The sequence below is a fragment of the Variovorax sp. F042 genome, from assembly GCF_057814215.1.
This window is the reverse complement of record NZ_JBVASX010000006.1, coordinates 149,614-165,810: the sequence shown is the minus strand read 5'-3', so window position 1 is coordinate 165,810 and position 16,197 is coordinate 149,614. Positions and strand designations below refer to the sequence as shown.

At 68.0% G+C, this 16,197-nt stretch carries 16 protein-coding genes and 1 riboswitch; of the genes, 11 read left to right on the top strand and 5 right to left on the bottom strand.

The window, feature by feature from the left end:
* Positions 1 to 61: 61 nt before the first annotated feature.
* The 4 genes from ACZYSP_RS20285 to ACZYSP_RS20270 are packed head-to-tail and all read left to right on the top strand — an operon-like array spanning position 62 to position 3,069.
* Positions 62 to 1,063 carry a KpsF/GutQ family sugar-phosphate isomerase gene (locus tag ACZYSP_RS20285; RefSeq protein ID WP_093054988.1) on the top strand — a complete coding sequence of 334 codons (1,002 nt, stop codon included), beginning with the start codon at positions 62 to 64 and terminating at the stop codon, positions 1,061 to 1,063.
* Positions 1,063 to 1,611, top strand: a complete 549-nt coding sequence (locus ACZYSP_RS20280; RefSeq protein WP_093076437.1) for a KdsC family phosphatase — start codon at positions 1,063 to 1,065, stop codon at positions 1,609 to 1,611. Before ACZYSP_RS20285 ends, ACZYSP_RS20280 begins: the two co-directional genes overlap by 1 nt.
* The gene (gene lptC, locus ACZYSP_RS20275; protein ID WP_177192761.1) at positions 1,608 to 2,270 is read left to right on the top strand and encodes an LPS export ABC transporter periplasmic protein LptC; all 663 of its coding nucleotides are present in this window, start codon (positions 1,608 to 1,610) and stop codon (positions 2,268 to 2,270) included. Before ACZYSP_RS20280 ends, lptC begins: the two co-directional genes overlap by 4 nt.
* A gap of 16 nt (positions 2,271 to 2,286) precedes the next feature.
* A complete protein-coding gene (locus tag ACZYSP_RS20270) occupies positions 2,287 to 3,069 on the top strand; it encodes an SDR family oxidoreductase (RefSeq protein WP_093076435.1) in 783 nt (260 codons plus the stop codon).
* A 78-nt stretch (positions 3,070 to 3,147) separates the two neighbouring features.
* Here the strand turns inward: ACZYSP_RS20270 and rbp are convergent, their stop codons facing one another.
* The gene (rbp, locus tag ACZYSP_RS20265; RefSeq protein ID WP_093054994.1) at positions 3,148 to 3,696 is read right to left on the bottom strand and encodes an RNA-binding regulator; all 549 of its coding nucleotides are present in this window, start codon (positions 3,694 to 3,696) and stop codon (positions 3,148 to 3,150) included.
* Between the two features lie 261 nt (positions 3,697 to 3,957).
* Positions 3,958 to 4,143, top strand: a riboswitch (yybP-ykoY riboswitch).
* Positions 4,144 to 4,154: 11 nt separating this feature from the next.
* On the opposite strand from rbp, the gene ACZYSP_RS20260 reads away from it, so the two are divergent.
* The 4 genes from ACZYSP_RS20260 to ACZYSP_RS20245 all read left to right on the top strand — a co-directional run bounded on the left by ACZYSP_RS20260 (position 4,155) and on the right by ACZYSP_RS20245 (position 7,299).
* Positions 4,155 to 4,718, top strand: a complete 564-nt coding sequence (locus ACZYSP_RS20260) for a TMEM165/GDT1 family protein (protein WP_093076432.1) — start codon at positions 4,155 to 4,157, stop codon at positions 4,716 to 4,718.
* Between the two features lie 223 nt (positions 4,719 to 4,941).
* Positions 4,942 to 6,102 carry a homoserine O-succinyltransferase MetX gene (gene metX, locus ACZYSP_RS20255; RefSeq protein WP_093076430.1) on the top strand — a complete coding sequence of 387 codons (1,161 nt, stop codon included), beginning with the start codon at positions 4,942 to 4,944 and terminating at the stop codon, positions 6,100 to 6,102.
* The gene (gene metW, locus ACZYSP_RS20250) at positions 6,099 to 6,689 is read left to right on the top strand and encodes a methionine biosynthesis protein MetW (RefSeq protein ID WP_093055000.1); all 591 of its coding nucleotides are present in this window, start codon (positions 6,099 to 6,101) and stop codon (positions 6,687 to 6,689) included. Before metX ends, metW begins: the two co-directional genes overlap by 4 nt.
* A gap of 22 nt (positions 6,690 to 6,711) precedes the next feature.
* Positions 6,712 to 7,299 (top strand): IMPACT family protein, encoded by a 588-nt coding sequence (locus tag ACZYSP_RS20245; RefSeq protein ID WP_093076429.1) that lies wholly within the window; start codon positions 6,712 to 6,714, stop codon positions 7,297 to 7,299.
* Here ACZYSP_RS20245 and ACZYSP_RS20240 read toward each other — a convergent pair.
* Positions 7,244 to 8,182 carry an ion transporter gene (locus tag ACZYSP_RS20240; protein WP_093076427.1) on the bottom strand — a complete coding sequence of 313 codons (939 nt, stop codon included), beginning with the start codon at positions 8,180 to 8,182 and terminating at the stop codon, positions 7,244 to 7,246. The genes ACZYSP_RS20245 and ACZYSP_RS20240 overlap by 56 nt on opposite strands.
* Positions 8,183 to 8,296: 114 nt before the next feature.
* Between ACZYSP_RS20240 and ACZYSP_RS20235 the strand changes: the two genes are divergently transcribed.
* Positions 8,297 to 8,824 (top strand): bactofilin family protein, encoded by a 528-nt coding sequence (locus tag ACZYSP_RS20235; RefSeq protein WP_093055006.1) that lies wholly within the window; start codon positions 8,297 to 8,299, stop codon positions 8,822 to 8,824.
* A gap of 6 nt (positions 8,825 to 8,830) precedes the next feature.
* Here ACZYSP_RS20235 and ACZYSP_RS20230 read toward each other — a convergent pair whose 3' ends face one another.
* On the bottom strand, positions 8,831 to 9,601 hold the full coding sequence (locus ACZYSP_RS20230) for a DUF72 domain-containing protein (RefSeq protein ID WP_093076426.1): 771 nt from the start codon (positions 9,599 to 9,601) through the stop codon (positions 8,831 to 8,833).
* A gap of 91 nt (positions 9,602 to 9,692) precedes the next feature.
* Here ACZYSP_RS20230 and ACZYSP_RS20225 point away from each other — a divergent pair, with 91 nt between their 5' ends.
* Together ACZYSP_RS20225 and ACZYSP_RS20220 are read left to right on the top strand one after the other, a co-directional pair.
* Positions 9,693 to 11,204 (top strand): M20 family metallopeptidase, encoded by a 1,512-nt coding sequence (locus tag ACZYSP_RS20225; RefSeq protein ID WP_354336475.1) that lies wholly within the window; start codon positions 9,693 to 9,695, stop codon positions 11,202 to 11,204.
* Entirely contained in the window at positions 11,201 to 12,058 is an 858-nt protein-coding gene (locus ACZYSP_RS20220; protein ID WP_093076423.1) for an alpha/beta hydrolase, read from the top strand. The genes ACZYSP_RS20225 and ACZYSP_RS20220 overlap by 4 nt, the downstream gene beginning before the upstream one ends.
* On the opposite strand, the gene ACZYSP_RS20215 is transcribed toward ACZYSP_RS20220, so the two are convergent.
* On the bottom strand, positions 12,030 to 13,211 hold the full coding sequence (locus ACZYSP_RS20215) for an MFS transporter (protein ID WP_093076421.1): 1,182 nt from the start codon (positions 13,209 to 13,211) through the stop codon (positions 12,030 to 12,032). The two genes, ACZYSP_RS20220 and ACZYSP_RS20215, sit on opposite strands and share 29 nt — an antisense overlap.
* Positions 13,208 to 16,120 (bottom strand): DUF4132 domain-containing protein, encoded by a 2,913-nt coding sequence (locus ACZYSP_RS20210; RefSeq protein ID WP_093076420.1) that lies wholly within the window; start codon positions 16,118 to 16,120, stop codon positions 13,208 to 13,210. The genes ACZYSP_RS20215 and ACZYSP_RS20210 overlap by 4 nt, the downstream gene beginning before the upstream one ends.
* Positions 16,121 to 16,197: the final 77 nt, after the last annotated feature.

Here is a 16,197-nt window from a genome sequence, read left to right as displayed (position 1 = left end):
GTGCCCCGGGCTTCCCCGGGCCATGTGATCCCGGGTGCCGGCCGGCCCGTAAAATCCGCAGATGAGCTCCCGCCCCGTCCCGGCCCCAGTGGTCGACCCCGAAGCCATCCTCGCTCGGGCACGCCTCACCTTCGACATCGAAGCCGAAGCCGTCACCGGTCTGAAAGACCGCGTCGGCCCGAGCTTCGTCGATGCGGTGCGCAAGATCCTCGAAGTGCGTGGCCGGGTGGTCGTGATGGGCATGGGCAAGAGCGGCCACGTCGGCCGCAAGATCGCCGCCACCCTCGCCTCCACCGGCACGCCCGCGATGTTCGTGCACCCGGCCGAGGCCAGCCACGGCGACCTCGGCATGATCAAGGCGGTCGACCTGGTGCTGGCCATTTCCAACAGCGGCGAGGTCGACGAACTCACCGTCATCCTGCCGGTCGTCAAGCGCCAGGGCGTGCCCCTGATCGCCATGACCGGCCGCCCCGAATCCACCCTCGCCCGCCATGCCGACATCGTGATCGACGCGGGCGTGTCCAAGGAAGCCTGCCCGCTCAACCTCGCCCCCACCGCCAGCACCACCGCCCAGATGGCGATGGGCGACGCGCTGGCCGTGGCGCTGCTCGACGCGCGCGGCTTCGGCTCGGAAGACTTCGCGCGCTCGCATCCGGGCGGCGCGCTCGGGCGCAAGCTGCTCACCCACGTGAGCGACGTCATGCGCTCGGGCGACGAAGTGCCGCGCGTGCCGCCGTCGGCCAACATCAGCGAGCTGATGCGCGCGATGAGCATCAAGGGCTTTGGCGCCGCCGCGGTGATCGAGCCCGACGGCCGCGCCTCGGGCATCTTCACCGACGGCGACCTGCGCCGGCTGATCGAGGCGGGGGCCGACTTGCGCAGCCCCAAGGCGGTCGACGTGATGCACCGCGACCCTCGCACCATCCGCGTCGACGCGCTGGCGGTGGAAGCCGCCGAGCTGATGGAGCAATGCGGCATCACCCGCCTGTTCGTGATCGACGGCGCGGGGGTGATCGTCGGCGCGATCAACACCAACGACCTGATGCGCGCGAAGGTCATCTGATGCCGCTCGAGTTCCAGGCCGAGACCTTGCTCGCCGCGCAGGACGTGCGCATTGTTTTCTTCGACATCGACGGCGTGCTGACCGATGGCGGCGTGTACTTCACCGAGCACGGCGAAACGCTCAAGCGCTTCAGCATCCTCGACGGCTACGGCCTGAAGCTGCTGCGCAAGGCCGGCATCGTGCCGGCCGTGATCACCGGGCGCGACTCCAAGCCGCTGCGCGTGCGGCTCGAAGCGCTGGGCATCGAGCACGTGCGCTACGGCACCGAAGACAAGCTGCCCGCAGCGCAGGCCATGCTCGACCAGCTCGGCTTTGCGTGGGCGCAGGCCGCCGCCATCGGCGACGACTGGCCCGACCTGCCGGTGCTCACGCGCGTCGGCTTCGCGGCGGCACCGGCCAATGCCCATGCGGAAGTGCGCGGCATCGCGCGCTACGTCACCCAGGCGCGCGGCGGCGAAGGCGCGGCGCGCGAGTTCTGCGACCTGCTGCTCACGGCCTGCGGCCAATACCGCGCGATGCTCGACGCTGCCCGGGGCCCGACCACATGAACGACGTGAAACGCGCATGGGGCATGGTGCGCGAAGTCCTCGACCGCGCCACGATCTACCTGCCGATCATCCTCACGGCCGCCGTCGCGCTCGGCACCTACTGGCTGGTGCGCAACGCGCCCAAGCTGCTGGAGCCCACGGCCAAGGTCGCACCCACGCATGAGCCCGACTACTTCATGCGTGAGTTCGTCATCAAGAACTTCCTGCCTAATGGCGACCTGCGCAGCGAATTGCACGGGGTCGAGGGCCGGCACTATCCCGACACCGACACCATCGAGATCGACAAGGTGCGCATGCGCACCGTGTCGCCCGAGGGGCTGGTGACGCGCGGGTCAGCCGACCGCGGCCTGTCGAACTCCGATGGCAGCGAGGTCCAGCTGTTCGGCAATGCGATCGTCATTCGCGATCCTTCGGTGGGGCCGAACGGCAAGCCTGCGCCGCGCCTCGAGTTCCGCGGCGAGTTCCTGCACGCTTATGTCGACACTGAGCGCGTCACGTCGAACAAGCCGGTCACGCTCATTCGCGGCACCGACCAGTTCACCGGCGACACGCTCGACTACGACAACCTGAGCGGCGTGGCCAACCTGAACGGCCGGGTGCGCGGCGTGCTGATTCCGTCGGCGGCTCCGGCCGCTCCTGCTCCCGCCAAGAAGCGCTGAAGAAGACATCTCCTGCATGACCACGTCCCCGCTTGTCTTCATCACCGGCGCATCGAGCGGCATCGGCCAGGCGCTGGCCGCGAGCTTCTACGACGCGGGCTACCGCCTGGCGCTGGTCGCCCGGCGCACGGGGGAAATCGAAGCGTGGGCGAATGCCCGGCAACTGAGCGCAGACCGCTACCGGATCTACAGCGCCGACGTGGCGCAGACCGACAGCATCGTCGCCGCCGGCAACGCCTGCATCGCACAGCAGGGGCTGCCAGACGTGGTGATCGCCAATGCCGGCATCAGCGTCGGCATCGACACGGCCGAGCGCTCCGACCTCGATGTGCTGGCGCAGACCTTTGCCACCAACAACGTCGGTCTCGCCGCCACTTTTCATCCGTTCGTGCGGGCGATGGTGCAGCGCGGCAGTGGGCGGCTGGTTGGCATCGGCAGCGTGGCGTCCATCCGCGGATTGCCGGGGCATGGCGCGTACTGCGCCAGCAAGGCCGGCGTGGTGGCGTATTGCGAGAGCCTGCGCGGCGAACTGTTCAACAGCGGCGTCAAGGTCGTCACCCTCTGCCCGGGCTACATCGACACGCCGCTCACGCAGGGCAACCGGTACGGCATGCCTTTTCTCATGAAGGCGGAAGATTTTGCGGCCCAGGCACTGCGCGCCATCGAGGCAGGCACGAGCTACCGCGTGATTCCCTGGCAGATGGGCGTGATCGCCAAGATCATGCGCATGCTGCCCAACGCCGTGCTCGACCGGGCGGTGCAAGGGCGTGAACGCAAGAAGCGAAGCGGCGAAGCCTGAGCAACAAGCGCCGGGCGATCGCCCATTGAAAAAGGCTCCCGAGGGAGCCTTTTGTCTGTGTGCCTGGGAGCGCAGGGCTTAGTAGCCGCTGTTGCCGCCACCACCGTAGCCGCCGCCACCACCACCGCCGGAGCGGCCACCGCCGCCACCGCCACGGGGGCCGGCGCCGTAGGGGCTGCGGAAACCGCCGTCGCCGCCACCACCGCCGCCACCGCTGCGGCCACCACCGCCACCGCCGTAGCCGCCGCCACCGCCGGAGCGGCCACCGCCACCACCACCGTAGCCGCCACCACCGCCGCCGTAGCCTCCGCCACCACCGCCGCCATAACCACCACCGCCGCCGCCGTAGCCGCCACCACCGCTGCGCGGGGGACGAGCTTCCATCGGACGTGCTTCGTTGACGACGACGCTGCGGCCACCAAGGGGCTGGCCGTTCATGCCGTTGATTGCTGCTTGTGCTTCCGCGTCACTGCCCATCTCGACGAAGCCGAAGCCCTTCGAGCGGCCGGTGTCACGTTCCATCATGACCTTGGCGCTGGTCACTGCGCCGAACTGCCCGAAGGCCTGTTCGAGATCTCCGTCGCGCACCGAGTAAGGCAGGTTGCCGACGTACAGTTTGTTGCCCATCAAGGGACTCCTATAAACACATCAAGAAAAGCGATGGAGTCCCGAAAGCATCACTCAAACGAGAGCCGTCGAGTCGCGCGAAACTGACCGATCACCGAACTGCCCCCCGACCAAAATGAAGAGGGAGGCTCGTGCATTATGGGTGAAATATCCGAATTGCAAGCGGGAATTTGCGTCTTGAGGTAGCACCTGTCAAAACTATTGGAAAGCTAGTGCCTACTTGCATTTTTGGGCGAGGTCCTTGGCGCTACATGTAGAATTCGCCCCGTCATTGGGGAGTAGCCGCCTTCCGATTTGCGAGAAGGGCCCGCGTCAACAGACTTGTCCTGCCCCACACAGGACATGGCGCGTGCAGTTAACACACCTGGCGAGACCTTTGACCGTGCAACTTCGGGAATATGGCCGAAGGTGTTGCACGGTCAATTGCGTCCTTCGGCCCAAGGAACCCCACATCCATCATGGAAGCTTTTCTCGTTGCAACCGGCGTAGTTGCGCTCGCCGAAATGGGCGACAAGACCCAACTCCTGGCCCTCTTGCTCGCCGCCCGTTTCAGGAAACCGTGGCCCATCGTCCTGGGCATCTTCGCCGCCACCATCATCAACCACGCGCTGGCGGGTGCCGTCGGCAACTACATCACGCGCTGGCTCGGACCGGAGGTGCTGCGCTGGATCCTGGGCGGCTCGTTCATCGCGATGGCCGTCTGGATGCTGATTCCAGACAAGCTCGACGACGACGATGCCCCGGGCGCGTCGAAGTTCGGCGTCTTCGGCACCACGGTGATCGCGTTCTTCCTCGCCGAGATGGGCGACAAGACCCAGATCGCCACCGTCATGCTTGCCGCCCGCTTCACGCACGACTACTTCTGGGTGGTCGCAGGCACCACGCTGGGCATGATGCTGGCCAACGCGCCGGTGGTGTGGCTCGGCGAGAAGATCGTGCGGCGCGTGCCGATCAAGCTAGTGCACGGCGTCTCGGCCGCGATCTTCCTGGTGTTGGGCATCATCATGATCGTCGGCTGGTAAGAAAAAGGCAGGGGGCCCTTCCAGAAACACCGCGGAACCGGCTTCGCCGGGCCGCAGGTGTTGCCCCCGAAGGGGGTTGGCGGAGCGACACGCAGTGCGCGCAGCCTGGGGGATATACTTGTCCAGCGCCGATTTGCTTCAGCTTGCGGGCGCTTTATAAATTCAGCTAAAGACAGGCGCGGCAGACCCGGCTCGTTTTTGGCGAGGCCGGGTTTTTTCATTCATGTCGTCGTCACCACCTTTGGTCGTCACCTCGCAGTCGATGCAGTTCGCAGGCCCGCTGGCCCTGCGCAGCGGCGCGTCGATCAGCGACTACACGCTCGCCTACGAAACCTACGGCACCCTGAACGCCGAGCGCAGCAACGCCGTGCTGGTGTGCCATGCACTTAATGCCTCGCACCACGTGGCGGGCGTCTACCAGGGCCAGGCCCGCTCCGAGGGCTGGTGGGACAACATGGTGGGCCCCGGCAAGCCGGTCGACACCGACCGCTTCTTCGTGATCGGCGTCAACAACCTCGGCTCCTGCTTCGGCTCGACGGGCCCGATGCACGTCAATCCCGCCACCGGCCGCGTCTATGGCGCCGACTTCCCGGTGGTCACGGTCGAAGACTGGGTCGACGCGCAGGCCGCGCTGCTAAATGCGCTCGGCATCGAGACGCTCGCGGCCGTCATGGGCGGCAGCCTCGGCGGCATGCAGGCACTGTCGTGGACGCTGCAGTACCCCAGCCGCGTGCGCCACGCCGTGGTCGTGGCCAGCGCGCCCAACCTCACGGCCGAGAACATCGCCTTCAACGAAGTCGCGCGCCGCGCCATCGTGACCGACCCCGACTTCCACGGCGGCCACTTCTACGAACACGGCGTGATCCCGAAGCGCGGCCTGCGCATCGCGCGAATGATCGGCCACATCACCTACCTCAGCGACGACGTGATGAACGAAAAGTTCGGCCGCATCCTGCGCAGCGCCGTCGAGGGCGAGGTGGCGGGGCTCGACTACCGCTACTCCACGCAGGACGTCGAGTTCCAGATCGAAAGCTACCTGCGCTACCAGGGCGACAAGTTCAGCGAATACTTCGACGCCAACACCTATCTGCTGATCACCCGCGCGCTCGACTACTTCGACCCCGCGCGCAGCCACGGCGGTAAGCTCAGCACCGCGCTGGCCCAGGCCACCGCCAAGTTCCTGCTCGTGAGCTTCAAGACCGACTGGCGCTTCTCGCCCGCGCGCAGCCGCGAACTCGTGAAGGCGCTGCTCGACAACCGCCGCAACGTGAGCTACGCCGAGATCGACGCGCCGCACGGCCACGACGCCTTCCTGCTCGACGACGTGCGCTACATGGGCGTGGTGCGCTCGTACTTCGAGCGCGTCGCGAAGGAGTTCCAATGAGCGACCTCGAACACCAAAGATTGATCGCAGAGCTCGTGCCCCAAGGCTCGCGCGTGCTCGACCTCGGCTGCGGCGACGGCGCCCTGCTCGACCTGCTGCAGCGCGAGCGCGGCTGCACCGGCTACGGCGTGGAAATTGCCGACGGCAACGTGCTGCAGTGCATCCGCCGCGGTGTCGACGTGATCCAGCTCAACCTCGACGAGGGCCTGGCGATGTTCGACGACGCCTCCTTCGACGTGGTGCTGCAGATCGACACGCTGCAGCACCTGCGCAATGCCGAAGTGATGTTGCGCGAGACCGCGCGCGTCGGCCGCATCGGCGTCGTCGCCTTTCCCAATTTCGCGCACTGGCCCAACCGCCTGAGCGTGGCGCGCGGCCGCATGCCGGTGACGCGCCGCCTGCCCTACCAGTGGTACGACACGCCCAACATCCGCGTCGGCACCTTCAAGGACTTCGAGGTGCTGGCCGGCAAGAACAACCTGCGCGTGCTCGACGCCTTCGGCCTGCAGGACGGGCGCGACGTGCGCTGGCTGCCCAACGCGCGCGCCAGCACGGCGGTCTTCAAGTTCGAGCGCGGCGGCGGCTGAACCCTTTGGAGCGCACCACCGGATGAGCTTCACGCTTGCACAGCCGGTCCACAGCGAGCTGCTCATCAAGAAGAGCCGCTTCATCGGCTGCGTGCAGCCGGTGGCTGACCGCGCGGCCGCGCTGGCCGTGGTCGCCTCGCTGCGCGCCGAACACCCCGCGGCCGCGCATGTCTGCTGGGCCTTGATGGCCGGCGGCCAGTCGGCGGCGAACGATGACGGCGAACCCGGCGGCACGGCCGGCCGTCCGATGCTGGAGGTGCTGCGCCACCAGCAGGTCGAGGGCGCGCTCGCGACCGTGGTGCGCTACTTCGGCGGCGTGAAGCTGGGCGCGGGCGGCCTCGTGCGGGCTTACACCGACGCGGTTGCACAGGCCCTGCTCGGCGCCGAGCTCGTGCCGCTGGTGCGCCAGCGCAGCCTCGGTTGCTCGGTGCCCTATGCGCTCGAAGGACTCGTGCGGCGCGAACTCGTCGCTGCGGGCGCGGTGCTTGACGATGTGCAGCACGGCGACGACGTGGTCTTCGCCTTCTCGCTCCCCGAGCCCGATGCCGACGCTTTCATCGCCCGTCTCGACGATGCTGCGCAAGGGCGCGTCGTCTGGCCGAAGGCGTAACGCGCTTCGAAGGCACCGCAGGCGCGGGCGCAGTCATCGCGAGAATGCCGCGCGGTGCCACCGGCACCGGCTCGTCGTCGGGCCCGCGCCGCGCCATCTCCGCGGTCACGATGCCGGTCGGCACGGCGAGCACGCCCCAGCCCAGCAGCATCATCACCGAGGCGATCGCGCGGCCCAGGTCGGTCTTTGGCACGAGGTCGCCGAAGCCCACCGTGGCCATCGTCGAGATGGCCCAGTAAATTGCCACCGGAATGCTCGTGAAGCCATGCACCGGCCCCTCGACCACGTACATCAGCGTGCCCATCACCAGCACCACCAGCATCACGAAGCCGACGAACACCGTGATCTTGCGCCGGCTCGATGCCACGGCAGACACCAGCGCGCGGTACTCCACCGAGTAGCGCGATAGTTTGAAGATACGAAACACGCGCAACAGGCGCAGCACCCGCACGTCGATCAGGTACGCCATCTCGGGCGCAAAGGCCACCAGAAAGGTCGGCAGCAGCGCAAGCAGGTCGATCACGCCATAGAAGCTCAGCGCATAGCGCAGCGGCTTGTTCACGCAGCACAGCCGCGCGATGTACTCCAGCGTGAAGAGAATGGTGAACACCCATTCGAGCGCATTGAACAGCGGCCGCCACTGCTCGCGGATCGACTGCACGCTGTCGAGGATCACCACCAGCACGCTGGTCACGATCACCGCGATCAGCGCCAGGTCGAACATCAGGCCCGCGCGCGTGTCGGCCTCGAAGATCACCGTGAACAGCGTGCGTCGCCAGCCGTGCGCTGGCTTGTCGAAGCGCGAGTCGGTGGCCGACGAAATGGCGCGCGAGGGGTGCGCGGCCTGCGCGGTGGAAGGAGTTTCGGAGTTCGGAAGGCTCATGACGCCGCATTGTCATGTCCACAGTCGATTTATTCAGTTACGCTTCTTGCGCAATGAAGTGCCGCAGGCCATGAGTGCGTTCTTACGATAGTCCCTTTCTTGAGGAGCTCCCCTTTGGCTACACAGTCCCCCTTCTTCGGCAAGCGTGATCGTGACACCGACTCGTTGACATCCCGCCCCGCGCCGCTCGTCGGTTCGGGCACCAATCTCTCCGGAACCCCCGTCAATCCCTCGTCGCTGACCGCACAGCAAGGCGGACTGAACGCCGCTGCTGCTACAGCATCTGCCGCCGCCAAGGAAGGCGGCAGCAAGCTCACCGTCGGCCCGAACATCAAGCTCAAGGGCGTGGAGATCACCGACTGCGACACGCTCGTGGTCGAAGGCCTCGTCGAGGCCACCATGGACTCGCGCCTGATGCAGATCGCCGAACAGGGCGAGTTCAAGGGCTCGGCCGAAATCGACATCGCCGAAATCCGCGGCGTGTTCGACGGCAGCCTCACGGTGCGCGAAAAGCTCGTGATCCACTCGACCGGCAAGGTCACCGGCAAGATCCGCTACGGCAAGATCGTGATCGAGGAAGGCGGCCAGCTTTCCGGCGAAATCAGCTTCGGCGCCAAGCCGTCCCTGCACTCCGCAGCCTGAAGCCCGTCAAGCTTTCGGCGGGGTCCACCCAAAGCGCTCCAGCAAGGCACCGGCCGCGGCCGGTGCCTTTTCTTTGGCGCCATTGATGAAGTAGACAAACACGTCGCGCTTCTTCGGCGACACGGCCCAGCCCTGCGCGCGCTCGGCCCAGGTGTCCAGCGCCTTCGGCGCGTAGCCGGTCTTGAGCTTTGCGTCGGCCATCATGAGCCGCGCATAGGCGAAATCGCCTTCGGGCTCCTCGAAGGACGGAAACTTGTCGGCGTCGGTGAACACCGTCGACACCTTGTGCTTCTTCGCGAGTGCCTTGTAGGCGGGCACCATGAAGCTCTCATGCCGCACGTCCATCACGTGCCGCAGCGCGCGGCTGCCCTCCTTCTTCGGCAGCAGCGCGAGAAAAGCCTCGAAGTCTTCCGCATCGAACTGCTTGGTCGGCATGAACTGCCACACGATCGGCCCGAGCTTGTCGCCGAGCTCGGCCACGCCGCTGTCGATGAAGCGCTTGATCGAATCGCCCGCGCCCGACAGCAGCTTGCGGTTGGTCGCGAAGCGCGAGGCCTTGAGCGAGAACATGAAGTCGGCCGGCGTGTCGTCGTGCCACTTCCTGAAGGTCTCGGGCTTGAAGGTGCTGTAGTAGGTGCCGTTGATCTCGATGGCGCTGACCTTGCGGCTCGCGTAGTTCAACTCCTTCGCGTGCGCGAGCCCCTTGGGATAGAAGTTGTCGCGCCAGGGTTCGTAGGTCCAGCCGCCTATGCCCACCTTGATGTTTGCCTTGCTCACATGGCCCTCCGGGTTGAGATCGCCCGCACTCTACGCGCGGTCGCCTCAAGGCGCAAAATGCGCCTTTTCGTCACCCGCGGAGAACCCACCGATGAACGCCCCCCTGCACCGCGAAATGCCCGCCGGCACGCTCGACGCCGAGCGCGCCCTGTCCGACGTCACCGCCCAATGGGACGGCGACATCCTCAAGCAACTCACCAACTACATCGGCATCCCGGCCAAGTCGCCCGGCTTCGACAAGGACTGGTCGGCCAACGGCTACCTCGAGACCGTGCTGCGCAACGCCGCCGCCTGGGTCGAGGCACAGAAGGTCGAGGGCCTGAAGCTGGAGATCGTGCGCCTCGAAGGCCGCACGCCGGTGCTGTTCTTCGAAGTGCCGGCCACCGGCACCGACATGGGCGAGACCGTGCTGATGTACGGCCACCTCGACAAGCAACCCGAATTCACCGGCTGGCGCAACGACCTCGGCCCGTGGACGCCCAAGTACGAGAACGGCCTGCTCTACGGCCGCGGCGGTGCCGATGACGGCTACGCGGTGTACGCCAGCATCGCCGCGCTGCAGGCGCTCAAGAGCCAGGGCGCAGCGCACCCGCGCATCGTCGGCCTGATCGAGACCTGCGAGGAAAGCGGCTCCTACGACCTGCTGCCCTACGTCGACGCGCTGCGTCCGCGCCTGGGCAATGTCGAACTGGTGATCTGCCTCGACTCCGGCGCCGGCAATTACGACCAGCTGTGGCTCACCACCTCGCTGCGCGGCATGGCCAGCGGCACGCTCAAAGTGGAAGTGCTGACCGAAGGCATCCACTCCGGCGACGCATCGGGCCTCGTGCCCTCGAGCTTCCGCATCATGCGGCAGGTGCTCGATCGCCTCGAAGACAGCGCCACCGGCCGCCTGCTGCCCGCGAGCTTCCACTGCGAAGTGCCGGCCGACCGGCTCGCGCAGGCCAGGGCCACCGCCGCGATCCTCGGCGAAGAGGTCTACAAGCGCTTTCCGTGGGCGCACTACGACTGCGGCGGCTCGACCATGTTCGCGCTGCCGACCACCACCGATCCAGTCGAGGCCCTGCTCAACCGCACCTGGAAGCCCACGCTGTCGGTGACCGGCGCCGAAGGCTTTCCGGCACTGAAGGATGCGGGCAACGTGCTGCGCCCGTACACCGCCTTCAAGCTGTCGCTGCGCCTGCCCCCGCTGATCGATGCGGCCGAGGCGGTGCAGAACCTCAAGACGCTGCTCGAAGACAACGCGCCCTACCAGGCCCGCGTGACCTTCGAGAGCAACGGCGGCGCCACGGGCTGGAACGCACCCACCATCACGCCGTGGTTCGAGGACGCGCTCAACAAGGCCTCGCAGGCGCACTTCGGCGCATCGTGCGGCTACATCGGCCAGGGCGGCACCATTCCGCTGATGAACATGCTCAGCGCCGGTTTCCCGAAGGCGCAGATGATGGTCTGCGGCGTGCTCGGCCCGAAGAGCAACGCGCACGGCCCCAATGAGTTCCTGCACGTGCCCTACGCCAAGAAGCTCACCGCGGCCGTGGCCGAAGTGATCGCAGCATTGCCAGCAGCGCATCGCGCGGCCACATCGGAGCCGGTGGCCGCTTGAGCGAGGCGCTGCCTTTGCCGCAGCGCGTTTCGCTGTCGACCCCGGACGGCGAGACGCTCGCCCTGCGCCGGCTGCCGGCGCCCGGCCCGGCGCGCGCCGTGATCGTGGTGGTCCATGGGCTCGGCGAGCATGCGGGCCGCTATCACGCACTCGCGGAATGCCTGCACGAATGGAACTTCGCCGTGTGGGCGCACGACCACTTCGGGCACGGCGAATCGACCGGTGCGCGCGGCGGCCTGCCGAGCGAACTGCGGCTGGTCGACGACCTCGCGCTGGTCATCGACGATGCACGCCGCGAGAACCCCGGCCTGCCGCTGGTGCTGCTGGGGCACAGCCTCGGCGGACTGGTCGCCGCGAGCCTGGTGGCGCGTGGCGTGCGGCAGGTCGATGGGCTGGTGCTTTCCTCGCCAGGGCTCGATCCGGGCCTGAGCGGTTTCCAGAAGGCGCTGCTCGCGGTGCTGCCGCGCATTGCGCCGAACCTGCGCGTGGGCAACGGCCTCGACGACAACTACCTCTCGCATGACCCGGCGGTGGTGCAGGCCTACCGCGACGATCCGCTCACGCACGACCGCATCGGCAGCCGCCTTGCGCGCTTTCTCGCGTACGAAGGCGAGACGGTGCAGCAGCGGGCTGCGAACTGGCCCGTGCCGACGCTGCTTCTCTACGCGGGCGACGATCGCCTCGTGGTGCCCGCTGCCAGCCGCGCATTCGCTGCGGCGACGGCATCAAGCGGCATGGTCGAGGCGCACTGCTTCGACACGCTGTACCACGAGATCTTCAACGAACTCGAAGCCGACGCGGTCTTCGCGGCCCTGCAAAGCTGGCTCAACCGGCGCTTTCCGCCGCTGGCCTGACGGCGCGCACGCGCGCCAGCCAGATCAGCGCCGCGCCAGTCAGCACCACCGGCACCAGCGAACCGAAGTTCAGCAGCCGCCAGCCCTGCGTGGTCACCAGCACGCCCGAGGCGAACGAGGTCAGCGCCAGCGTGGCGAACACGCAGAAGTTGAGCGCACCCTGCGCGCGGTCGCGCTCCTCGGCGGTATAGGCCGTGAGCGAGAGTGTCGTGCTACCGGTGAACAGGAAATTCCAGCCCACGCCCAGCAGGAACAGCGCGACGATGAAGTGATGCAGCTCCACGCCCGAGAGCGCGATGGCGATGCAGCCGAGGTTGAGCACCAGCCCCACGCCCATCACTGGCAGCGCCCCGAAGCGGCGGATCAGGTGCCCGGTGAAGAAGCCCGGCGCGAACATGCCGATCACGTGCCATTCGAGCACCAGCGCGGCATCGGAAAACGGCAGGCTGCAGATCTGCATCGCGATGGGCGTCGCGGCCATCAGCAGGTTCATCACGCCGTAGCCAAGCGCGCCCGCGGCGGCGGCCACGATGAACACCGGCTGCCGCATGATCTCGGCCAGCGGGCGCCCGCCTGCGGCCTCCTTGCGCGTGGGCGCGGCCGGGAATTCGATGAAGTGCATCACTGCCATCGACAGCAGCGCCACCAGGGCCAGCGCAACGTAGGCGCCGGCGAACGGCACCGCAAAGGCTTCGCGCGTGGCGGTGGCGAGGTTCGGCCCGGCGACAGCGCCGATCAGCCCGCCCGCCATCACCATCGACACCGCCTTCTCGCGCCAGGCCGGCGCCGCCAGCTCGGCAGCGGCGAAGCGGTAGAGCCCCGCGTTGGCGTTGTAGTAGCCCGCGATCACCGTGGCGAAGCACAGCAGCCAGAAGTTCTTCGTGACCGCCGCGAAGCAGCACAGCAGCGACGATGCCACCGCCACCGCCAGCCCGATCTGGAACGAGCCGCGCCGGCCGAAGCGCTGCTGCGTGCGCGCCACCAGCCCGGTGCTGAGCGCGCCGCCCACCACGTAGCTCATCACCGGCAGCGTCGCCATCCAGCCGTGCGGCGCGATGGCCAGCCCAACCAGTCCGTTGATGGCGATGAAGGTCACGTTGTTCGTCAGGAGCAGGCCCTGGCAGATGGCGAGCAGCCAGAGGTTGCGGTTCATGGCGCCGTCTCCCGGATCGCGCGCTGCAGGTCGCGCTCGATTTCGCTGAAGACGATCGGCGGCAGCTCGCCCAGCGTGCCTTCGGTGCCATCGAGTGCCACCGCGCGCACGGTCTGCAGCTCCTTGCCGTCGGGGCTGTCCTGCACGAACCAGCCTTCCTCCAGCTGCAGGCAGATGCGGCGCCCGCCGCGCACGGCCTTGTTGAAGCTGTTGACCATGCCGCCGTCGCCCACCTCGCGCTGCCAGCCGCGCGTCTCCAGGCCCATGAGGGCGGCGTTCGACACGGCGCGGCCGCTCCAGTGCGGGAGTTCGCGGCGGGTGCGCAGCGCCTCGTCGAGCACGAAGGCCGGGCGCATCAGCTGCTCGAAGGGCTGCACGATTTCGTAGTCGGCCAGCACGGCGGCCCATGCGGTCGCCAGCGACGGGTCGAGTGCCGTGATTTCCAGCGGATGCGGCAGGCCGATGCGCGCGGACTCGGGCAGCTTCACCGCGTCGTCCTGCAGGTTGGCCAGTTCGCCTTCGGCGCTGACGCGGAAGGTGCCTTCGAGCTTGTCCGATGCGTCGAACAAGCCCCAGACCAGCGGCCGGCTGAAGACCCGCAGCACGGGGTGGTTGGCGAAGAAGGGCATGAACTCGTCGGGGCCCCATCGGCGCTGCGTGCACATCGCGGCTTCCAGTCGCTTGATCTGCGTGGTGGCGACGGTCTTTGCCAGCTTGCGCAGCTCCTTCAGCTGCGTGGTCGAGGCGGCGGCCTTGCCGGCGTCGTCGTTCGCGCCCGGCTTGGGCAGCGTCTTGAGGGCCTTGCCCCTGGCGTCGTGCACCACGGGCTGGAAGTTGTCGTCCATGCGCACCTCGAAGCTGCGCGGGCCGAAGTCGAGCGTCAGGCGCGCGCGGGTGTCGAGGCCGAGGTCAGGCACGGTGCGGTCGGCCAGCTGGTCGAGGCTGAGGCCGCGCTGCTCGGCCACTTCGCCGAGCATGCGGTCGGCGCGGGTGCGCAGGTCGTCGTGGCGGGTCTGGCGCGCGAGTTCGGCCAGGTGCATCAGGGCGGCGTCGCTGCCGATCTCGCCGAGCATCACCATCGCGTCGTAGGCCCGCACGCGGTCGAGCGCGGCGCGCCACTGGCGCAGCAGGCCGTAGAGCTGGCGTGCGGTTTCGCCGTCGCCGAGGCGGCCCTGCAAAGCGAACATCCAGCGCTCCTTGGCTGGGCGGCCATTGCCGATCCACCAGGCCAGCAGCGCGCGGCCGAAGCGCGCGAGGGAATCGGGCGTGAGCGCGTCCAGCAGCGGAGCGAGCCCCGGATAGGGTGCGTCGGGCTTGCCGAGCATCATCGCCATCAGCACGTCGGGCACCACGTCTTGCGGCAGCGCTAGGCCGCCTTGCTTGAGGAGCAGGCGGGGCAGCGTCGCCAGCGGCAGGGTCTTCGGCACCGCGGGCAGGCTGTCGGGCAGCAACTCTTCGGGGGCGATGGCCAGCAGCTGCGCCACCGCGTCGGCGGCTTCGGCGCCATAGGCGAGCGCCTGCCGGCGTACCGCGTCAGCGTGGCCGGCATCGTGCAGCCAGCGCAGCGCGGCTTGCGCCGCCTCGTGCGCAGGGCCGGGTTCGCCCAGCGCGATGGGAACGAGGCCGCGCGCGGCCGCATCCGGGTAGCGCGCAAGCCACTCGCCCGCTTCGCGCCGGACCCAGCGGTTGGTGTGGAAGCCCTTGGCGATCCAGCCGGCGAGCGGGTCCCATTCGATGACCGATGCCAGCTCGAACATCGCGCGCGAGCCCTGCTTGAGGAAGCGCGGCAGTCCCGGCAGCGCGGCCGCGCCGAATGCATGGAGGATGGGGCGCATGCGCGAGACATCGCCCATGTAGAGCTCTGGCGCGGGCCCAAGCGTGAACACTGCGATGGCCAGCGGCTCGGGCAGGTGCCAGATGTATTCGGCGACGCTCCAGTGGGTGGCCGGAGGTTCGCCGAAGTCTTCCGGCCCGATCTCGCGGCCGTTTGCCGCGACAGCCTCGATGAACTCGGGGCGCAGGCCCAGCATCCACAGGGCCTTGTGCACCTTGCCGCCCTCGCGGATCTCCGCGGGTGCGTTGGGCTGGTTGCGCGCGAATTCGTCCATCCACTGGTCGGCGCGTTCGCGCGAGACGCGGAGCTCGCGGGTCAGCCAGTCGGACGATTCGCCCGTGGCCTGCAAGTACTGCGGCGGCGGCAGATTGCTCCAGTGCAGCAGCGCCGTCGGCGGCAGTGGCTGCAGCGCCAGCGTCGGGATGACGGGCAGCGCCTGCCGGTTCTTCCAGGGCGGGCGCCGCAGCAGCGCGGGCCAGGCGTCGGGGGTGGCATCGGTCACGCCGGCGGAGCTGTCTTCCTGCAGGCGCGCGAGCGTCTTGCGCTGGCTGTCGTCGCAGGAGGCCTCCAGCGGTTGCTGCCACTCGGGGTTCGCGGCCAGCAACTCCAGGATCAACGCGGCGCCGGCCTGGTGTCGCGCCGGGTTCGCCGACAGCAGCTCGCGCAGCACGAACAGCGGCCAGCGGCCAGCCTGCTTGACGAGGGCGTTCTTGCAGTCGATCTGCTTGACCTGGGCCACGAAGAAACGCACCACGGCCGCGTCGTGGATGGCCAGCAGGTCGGTGACGGCTTCCTTGTGCGGGGACGGCTCGAAGAACAGCTCGGCTGCCGCGGCGCCGTGCATGTCGAGCATGCGCAGCCGTGCGGCGCGCGGCGGATAGAAGCTGGAACGGTGGCGGCGAAAGAAGTCGAGGCTGTCGGCCAGGCTGCGTTCGTCCAACAGCGAGCCGCCGCACTGGCCGCAGGGCCGGTCGTTGAACTGTGCGAGCGCTTCGCGCATGCCCTTGGACCACCGCACGGTGCCATCGGGCTGCGCGTCCAGACCTTCTTCTTTCGACTTGCGACTGCCCGCCATGCCATTGCTCTCCATTGATGCCAGCGGGATTGTCGGCCAACACGCACGGACCAAAAAAAAGCGCCCTCGCGGGCGCC

Bases quoted from the DNA above. Each gene is read 5' to 3' on its own strand.
- ACZYSP_RS20285 (WP_093054988.1), top strand. From the start codon at position 62: ATGAGCTCCCGCCCCGTCCCGGCCCCAGTGGTCGACCCCGAAGCCATC.
- metX (WP_093076430.1), top strand. From the start codon at position 4,942: ATGTCGTCGTCACCACCTTTGGTCGTCACCTCGCAGTCGATGCAGTTC.
- ACZYSP_RS20260 (WP_093076432.1), top strand. From the start codon at position 4,155: ATGGAAGCTTTTCTCGTTGCAACCGGCGTAGTTGCGCTCGCCGAAATG.
- lptC (WP_177192761.1), top strand. From the start codon at position 1,608: ATGAACGACGTGAAACGCGCATGGGGCATGGTGCGCGAAGTCCTCGAC.
- ACZYSP_RS20225 (WP_354336475.1), top strand. From the start codon at position 9,693: ATGAACGCCCCCCTGCACCGCGAAATGCCCGCCGGCACGCTCGACGCC.
- ACZYSP_RS20210 (WP_093076420.1), bottom strand. From the start codon at position 16,120: ATGGCGGGCAGTCGCAAGTCGAAAGAAGAAGGTCTGGACGCGCAGCCC.
- ACZYSP_RS20245 (WP_093076429.1), top strand. From the start codon at position 6,712: ATGAGCTTCACGCTTGCACAGCCGGTCCACAGCGAGCTGCTCATCAAG.
- rbp (WP_093054994.1), bottom strand. From the start codon at position 3,696: ATGGGCAACAAACTGTACGTCGGCAACCTGCCTTACTCGGTGCGCGAC.
- ACZYSP_RS20215 (WP_093076421.1), bottom strand. From the start codon at position 13,211: ATGAACCGCAACCTCTGGCTGCTCGCCATCTGCCAGGGCCTGCTCCTG.
- ACZYSP_RS20270 (WP_093076435.1), top strand. From the start codon at position 2,287: ATGACCACGTCCCCGCTTGTCTTCATCACCGGCGCATCGAGCGGCATC.
- ACZYSP_RS20240 (WP_093076427.1), bottom strand. From the start codon at position 8,182: ATGAGCCTTCCGAACTCCGAAACTCCTTCCACCGCGCAGGCCGCGCAC.
- ACZYSP_RS20280 (WP_093076437.1), top strand. From the start codon at position 1,063: ATGCCGCTCGAGTTCCAGGCCGAGACCTTGCTCGCCGCGCAGGACGTG.
- metW (WP_093055000.1), top strand. From the start codon at position 6,099: ATGAGCGACCTCGAACACCAAAGATTGATCGCAGAGCTCGTGCCCCAA.